Origin of the sequence: Tersicoccus phoenicis (genome assembly GCF_001968835.1) — a bacterium.
In the GTDB taxonomy this organism is placed as follows: domain Bacteria; phylum Actinomycetota; class Actinomycetes; order Actinomycetales; family Micrococcaceae; genus Tersicoccus; species Tersicoccus phoenicis.
The window spans coordinates 1-4399 of sequence record NZ_MRDE01000040.1 but is presented as its reverse complement, the minus strand read 5'-3'; the positions used below and the strand labels follow the sequence as shown (position 1 = coordinate 4399).

Annotated in this window: 5 protein-coding genes and 1 pseudogene; 1 reads left to right on the top strand and 5 read right to left on the bottom strand. The window is 67.8% G+C overall.

What is annotated here, in order from left to right:
• Nucleotides 1-120: IS3 family transposase (locus BKD30_RS17065; protein ID WP_408033359.1), on the top strand; the 120-nt coding region annotated here is incomplete at its 5' end.
• Here the strand turns inward: BKD30_RS17065 and BKD30_RS07035 are convergent.
• From BKD30_RS07035 to BKD30_RS07015, 5 genes and pseudogenes are all read right to left on the bottom strand, one after another.
• Nucleotides 85-426 (bottom strand): site-specific integrase, encoded by a 342-nt coding sequence (locus tag BKD30_RS07035; RefSeq protein ID WP_076703519.1) that lies wholly within the window; start codon nt 424-426, stop codon nt 85-87. The genes BKD30_RS17065 and BKD30_RS07035 overlap by 36 nt on opposite strands.
• Entirely contained in the window at nt 423-1373 is a 951-nt protein-coding gene (locus BKD30_RS07030; protein ID WP_076703517.1) for a tyrosine-type recombinase/integrase, read from the bottom strand. Before BKD30_RS07030 ends, BKD30_RS07035 begins: the two co-directional genes overlap by 4 nt.
• Nucleotides 1370-2593, bottom strand: a complete 1224-nt coding sequence (locus BKD30_RS07025; RefSeq protein ID WP_076703515.1) for a tyrosine-type recombinase/integrase — start codon at nt 2591-2593, stop codon at nt 1370-1372. The genes BKD30_RS07030 and BKD30_RS07025 overlap by 4 nt, the downstream gene beginning before the upstream one ends.
• A gap of 134 nt (nt 2594-2727) precedes the next feature.
• Nucleotides 2728-3519, bottom strand: a pseudogene (locus BKD30_RS07020) (IS256 family transposase); the annotation flags it as partial.
• Nucleotides 3520-3623: 104 nt separating this feature from the next.
• Nucleotides 3624-4238: a hypothetical protein gene (locus tag BKD30_RS07015; RefSeq protein WP_076703513.1), complete on the bottom strand. Its 615-nt coding sequence runs from the start codon at nt 4236-4238 to the stop codon at nt 3624-3626.
• Nucleotides 4239-4399 lie beyond the last annotated feature (161 nt).

Genomic DNA, 4399 nt, shown 5'->3' with positions numbered 1-4399 from the left:
GCAACATTCACCTGGATCGAGGAGTACTACAACCGGGCACGGCGACACTCCACCCTCGGCTATTTGACACCCGCCGAGTATGAATTAGGATTGAGGGACATCCACGAACTCGCCGCATAATTCTGGTATCCACTTTCCCGGGAACACTCCAGAGAACAGCGAGTGGATCGCGGCGAGCCGGGCGTTGCGGGTACGTGGACTGTTGCCCCGGTCTCGTTCCAGATGGGTGAGGAATCCGGCTATCCGAGTCGCGTCGAGATCCCCGGTATCCAGGGCCGCCGGGGCCCTGCCTGTCTCGTCATGGATGTAGGTGATGAGGAGCTTGAACGTGTCCCGGTAGGCGGCGATCGTGTTGCTGCTGGCATGGCGCTGTGTGACGAGCCGGTCGGTGAAGAACGCCTGCAGCAGCGGCGCGAACGCGGTCATGAGCGCACCTGCGCAGCTGTCGGGCTCGCGGCGGCGAGCCTGGCCGCGGCGTGGCCGAGCAACTCGGGCACCGCGGACAGATACCAGTAGGTGTTGGCCGGGTTGGTGTGCCCGAGGTAGGTCGACAGCCGTGGCAGCAGCCCCGCGACATCGAGCCCGGCGCGATACCAGCCCAGCAGCGTCGAGACTGCCATCGAGTGGCGCAGATCATGGATGCGCGGGAGCGCCCCGCCGGCGGTCAGCCCCGCGGCCTCACGAACGCGCTCGAAGGCATACTGCGTGGTGAAGTACGTCAGCCGTTTGCCGCGGTGGTCGGTGAAGAACGCCGCAGCATCTCCCGGCCCGGCAGCGGCGCGCTGGGCGCGCCAGGCGGCGTAATCGGTGAGCATCGTCGTGGTCGACTCGTGGATCGGGACCAGTCTGGGGTCTCGGGACTTGCCGCGGCTGACCGTGATGATCCCGGCTTCCAGGTCGACCTCGTCCGCATCGAGCGCGAGCAACTCTCCGACTCTCATGCCCGTCACCGCGAGCAGCCCGAACACGACCGGATAGATGCGAGAGCGCTCGTATCGCTTCAGCCCGGCCGCTGCCTCCAGCAGGCCGATGATCTCCTCATGCGAGTAGATGTATGGCATCGTGCGGCGTGGCTGATGCGAGAATACACCGGCAGCCGGGACCTCATGGGCCGGGTCGAGTGCGTGCAGATAGGCCGCGAACGATCGCACCGCCCTCATCCGCGTCGAAGCCCGCGACGCCCCTGATCCGGCCGCTCCTTCGCGGGGCTGGCCAGCCCAGTCGATCATCACCCCAGTCGTCACGTGCTCGATTCCGGCGGCGTTCAGGTGAGCGCTGAACTGGCCGAGCAGATGCTCGTCCCAGACGAGCGTGAACCCGAGCTGACGGCGCAGCCGCAGGTAGTCAGCGACATGCTCGTCCCACGCGGTCATGACCGCTCACCGCCCGCCCGCGGCCAGGGCTGGGCGAGGCCGCGCAACGCTGGGACGTCGACGCGCGCGTATCCCGCGGTCGTGACCGGGCTCGTGTGCCGCAGCACCTGACCGATCGCGTCGAGCGGCACCGCGGCGGTGACCATCTGCTCGCCGAGCGTGTGCCGCAGCCGGTGCGTGCCGAACCTCGACAAACCTGCTCGGTCGCACGCGCGTTCGACGATGCCGCCGACCGCTTCCCTCGTCAACGGGCGCCGCGGTGCCCGGTCGGCGGCAAACACCTCCCAGAACCCGGCATCTGCGGGGCGCCCGCCACGCAGATAATCCACGATCGCCTCGCCGACCTCGCGCGGCAGCGGGAGCCGCTCGTCACGGTTGCCCTTCCCCCGCACCAGCATCTCCGCGCGACGCCAGTCGATGTCCTCCAGCCGCAGCCGGGCGACCTCGATCGCCCGCAAACCGAGCCGGGACAGCAGCAGGAGCACCGCGTAGTCACGCATCCCCGCCCTCGTGTTCCGGTCGCATCCGGCCAGCAGGCCCGCCACGTCGTCGCGACCGACCCCGACGGGCAGCCTGGACGGCTGCGGGGAACGGATCACGAGCGTCGCCGCCGACAGGTCGTGGCCGGTGATCCCGGTGATGAAGAAGAACCGCAGCAGCGAACGCAGCGTGTATCCGAACGCTTTCACCGATACCGGCTTGCGAGTGGCGCCCTCGTCCAGCAGCGCCCGCGTCACTTCCGCCGCAGTCAGCTCACCCGCCCCTCCCGGCGGGGCATACACCGCGAGGAACCGACGAGCGCGGGCCATGCCCGCCGCGATCGTCGAGGCCTCCAGACGCCGCTCAGCGCGTAGATACTCCTCGAAGCCGACCAGCTCGGCCGGGTCGACTGCCACCGGAACGCTGGCCGCCGCGCGCGGGATCGCTCCCTCACCAGCGAGCCAGTCCAGCACCGGGCCCAACGCCCTCCGCGAGAACAAGCCCGTATGGGTGCGGCCCCGCTCGGCAAGGAATGCCTCGACCTGCTCTGCGGTCAGCGATTCCGGGGGCACGCCTTCCGCGTCGAGCCAACGGCTCAGATGCGCCAGCAGACGCAACCGGTTCATCACCGACTTCCTCGTGAACCCCCGCTGGACAAGCTCGGCCTCGAACTTGCGTGCGACCGCTTCCAATGGGCCACAGATCAACACTCCGCAGCCGTCGATCTCGATCCTGATCATGATCAGCTCCTCGTCCTCTCAACACTGAGAAGACCAGCCGATCAGAACCGCGATTATGCCGACAACCGCTCCTCGGTCCCCGCCTCCCGAGTGATCCCGTCGGCAAACATCGGCATAACCGCGAGCACGGCATAACAGACCAGCATGAGCACGTCCGACACGCCACGGTTCTTGATCTCGGTCAACACCTGCAACCAGTACTTCGCGCCCTCACCACCGTCCCCGGCCCACAGGCCCAGGATGTCGCGGTTCCCGTCGACGGTCACGGCCAAGGCCACGTAGATCGGCCGGTTGGCGACCTGCCCGTCACGGACCTTGACGTGGATCGCGTCGATCAACACCACCGGGTAGACCGGGTCCAGCGGCCGGTTCCGCCACTCGCTCATCCCGTCCAGAACCTTATCCGTGATCGTCGAGATCGTCGTCTTGGACACCTCGGACCCGTAGACATCGGCCAGGTGAGCACTGGTATCACCGTGGGTCAGGCCCCGCGCGGACAACGACAGCACGATGTCCTCGATCGAGCCCAGCCTGCGCTGACGCTTCTTGACCACGGCCGGCTCGAACGTGCCCGCCCGGTCACGCGGGACATCGACCTGGATCGGCCCGGCCTTGGTCAGCACCGTCTTCGCCCGCGCCCCATTACGCGCGTTCTCCCCGGCGGCGCCCTCGCTCCGCTGGTGCTTCTCATAGCCCAGATGCGCCGTCAGCTCACCCTCCAGGGCGGACTCGACCACCAGCTTCGTCAGCTGCGCCAGAAGGCCGCCCTCCCCGTCGACCGCCACGCCCTGCGCCTGCGCGTCCCCGACCAACCGGGCAACCAGCGCCCTGTCCAGCGCCAGCGGTTGCTGCTCGACCTCCGTCGTCACGGGCTCATCAACCTCCATCACGGGCGCCAGCGCGACCGCCTCGACCTTGCTACTCATCGGGTACCTCCTGCATCAGAGTTACACCGTTGAAAGTACAGTCCCGCCGGAAGGCCTTGAGCAGCGCTCTGTGCGGTGCTGGGGCTTTGGCTTCCCGTCGCCGGTTACGGTTGGCGTTTCAGGCTGGCGTATCTGGCCCAGTTCTCGCCGGCTGAAGCGGCGTGCTTGAAGACTGCTTGGTAGCTGTAGCCGAGTGCGTCCGCGACCAGTGGCGCCGGCATCTGGGTGACGAGGTCGTCCAGCGCCCGGTTGCGGGCGCCCGTGAGCTGGATGCCGAGCGAGCGGAGCCGGTCCATGATGGTGTTTGGGTGCAGGTGGTGGCCGGCGCGGGTGCCGGGGAAGAGCCATGGGCTCTCGGCAACGCTGGTGCGAAGGTTGGGCCGGGTCTTGAGGTGGTCCAGGAGCAGTCCGGCGAACGGCGCCGGGACGGGAACGGGGCGGCCGCCGAAGCCGATCGAGGTTTGGCCTGTCGTCGGGTCGATGGTGATCGCGTCGGCGCGGAGCGCAGCGACCCGTACGAGAGGCTGGGCGTAGAGCAGGAGCAGTATCCCGGCAACCCGGTAGGGAAGGGATTCGCTGCTGCCGGTGAGGAGTTCCCGGAGCCAGGCCAGCCGCTGGTCCTGGGCGAGGGTGGGGCGCGTTCGTGCCTTGTAGTGGCCGACGTCGACGCTGACGTTCAGTCTGGTGTTGCGGGCGAAGACGAAGAAGGTCCGTGTCAACGTCGGCCGAATATTGACCCCGTAGCGTCGTTCGAATATTGACCCCCTGCTCGGTTGTTGATGGTCTGGTTTGGTCAGTGCTCGGCGCCGGTGGCGAGGGGCTGTCTGCGGCTGCGGGTTCGGTAGGAGTCGCCGGTCAGGGTGAGGACCTCGGCGTGGTG